Here is a 1,919-nt window from a genome sequence, read left to right as displayed (position 1 = left end):
TGCGGCTCCTTTCGGAGCCTCGGTCTGCGGATGGATTTCGAGGAGGGATTTCAGCAGACAACCCCTTCGGGGTTCATGAATACAGGAACGTTATATGCAATATCTGCAAGAGCATAGAGAATAAAGTTACAAAGGCTTATGAAATCATCTAAATAAATATAAACAAGAAAAATGGGAGTGAATGAAGTTGTCAATAGTGATAACCAATAACATAGATTCTAAAAACAAAGATTACGTAAGTAACAGGATGATAGAGTTCAATCTTATACATTTTCCTGACGATTTGAAAGGTCGATATCAAGAGTTGAATTTACATTTAGTTAATGATGATGGAGCGATAATCGGTGGTATTGTCGGAGAGTTTTGTTGGAATTGGTTGGAGATTCATTATCTATTTGTTGAGTCAATGTATCGGAAATCAGGATACGGAAGAGCACTATTTAGAGAAGCGGAGAAGATGGCAATAGAGAAAGAATGTGATTTTATTAAGCTAGATACATTGAGTTTTCAAGCGCTAGACTTTTATTTGAAAGAGGGATTCCAGATCTATGGAACAATTGAAAATGCCGGAAGACACACACATTATTATTTAAAGAAGAATATATAGAACTGACTTTTGCGGGTTACTCGTTGAAGGCAGATACAGCATATAACAATATATTCATGCTTCGGGCATTCGCCCTCGGTCCGGCAGAAGTGAGAAGCGATTTCGGAGAGGCATTATCAGCAGCGGAGAAGAAGATTCAGCCGGACACATCCGCACCGACTAACCGCATTGCTGTCGGCTCCTGGTTGAGCCTTAAGTCGGTGGGACGTCGTGAATACAGGAACGTTATACGACAGAATCTAAATACATCCAAAAGGAGAATTTTATGAAAAAAGAGCAAGCGATACAGAAGTTTGAGAGACAAATTGCTTTAGCAGATGATTTAAAGGCTAGCGAGAGTTTTTCTCCAGAATTTAAAAAGTGGCAAAGAGATACTGAAATCATTATTACCAAAGTATTTGGAGAAGATACTAGACATATCAAGGATTTCGATGACATTAGTTATTCACTAGGTATTTTTTCGACTGGTACTCCTGATTCTGCTTTTGTAGAAGCTTATCTTGAGGGATTAGAAGAAGCGAAATCAATACTACTCTCATTTATTCAAGAAATTAATGAGTTTTGGACAGAAGTGCTTGAACCAAAAGAAGATAATTTAGAAATTGAAAAAATACAAAATTTATGTAATAGATTTCACTTGATTTCAAGACAAATTCGTTCAAGACATGCTAACCGGGAGACTCTTAATATTGAAGATGAATATGACGTTCAGGATTTGTTTCATGCGTTACTGACTTTATATTTTGATGATATTCGTCCTGAAGAATGGACTCCAAGTTATGCAGGAAGTGGTTCACGTGTCGATTTTTTATTAAAACAAGAAAATATCATTATTGAAATTAAAAAGACAAGAAAAGGACTAGTTGCTAAAGAAGTAGGAGAACAACTGATGATAGATATTTTAAGGTATCAAGCACATCCTAATTGTAAAACTCTGATTTGCTTCGTATATGATCCAGAAGGAAGAATAGGGAATCCAAAGGGAATTGAAAACGACTTGAGTAAAACACATGAAGGAATAGATGTTCAAGTGATCATTACTCCTAGAGGATTATAAAATTTTCGCATCACGGAATGAAAAAGATAGAACTAAAAAGGAATAAGCAAGTTAATCATAGAAGAAATTCCGTCGTATAACATAATATTCACGCTGCGGGCATATGCCCTTGATCCGGCAGTCGCCGGATACTCGACATACGTCGAGTCGTGAATACGGGAACGTTAGCCGAAATTATTGCGATAGTAAAAAAGAAAGAAGGATTATTATGGGGAAATATGGTGAAGCAGCAGTGAAAACTGTCAATTATCTTAA

General features: G+C 36.6%; 2 protein-coding genes. Both read left to right on the top strand.

What is annotated here, in order from left to right; translation table 11 throughout:
- Positions 1-187: 187 nt before the first annotated feature.
- Positions 188-607 carry a GNAT family N-acetyltransferase gene (locus tag DFQ00_RS28595; protein ID WP_425271062.1) on the top strand — a complete coding sequence of 140 codons (420 nt, stop codon included), beginning with the start codon at positions 188-190 and terminating at the stop codon, positions 605-607.
- Between the two features lie 265 nt (positions 608-872).
- A complete protein-coding gene (locus DFQ00_RS29385) occupies positions 873-1,664 on the top strand; it encodes a PD-(D/E)XK nuclease domain-containing protein (RefSeq protein WP_167433875.1) in 792 nt (263 codons plus the stop codon).
- Positions 1,665-1,919 lie beyond the last annotated feature (255 nt).

Origin of the sequence: Paenibacillus barcinonensis, from assembly GCF_003217495.1 — a bacterium.
In the GTDB taxonomy this organism is placed as follows: Bacteria; Bacillota; Bacilli; order Paenibacillales; family Paenibacillaceae; genus Paenibacillus; species Paenibacillus barcinonensis.
The sequence above is the reverse complement of the archived record's forward strand: the minus strand, read 5'-3'. Positions and strand labels throughout refer to the sequence as shown.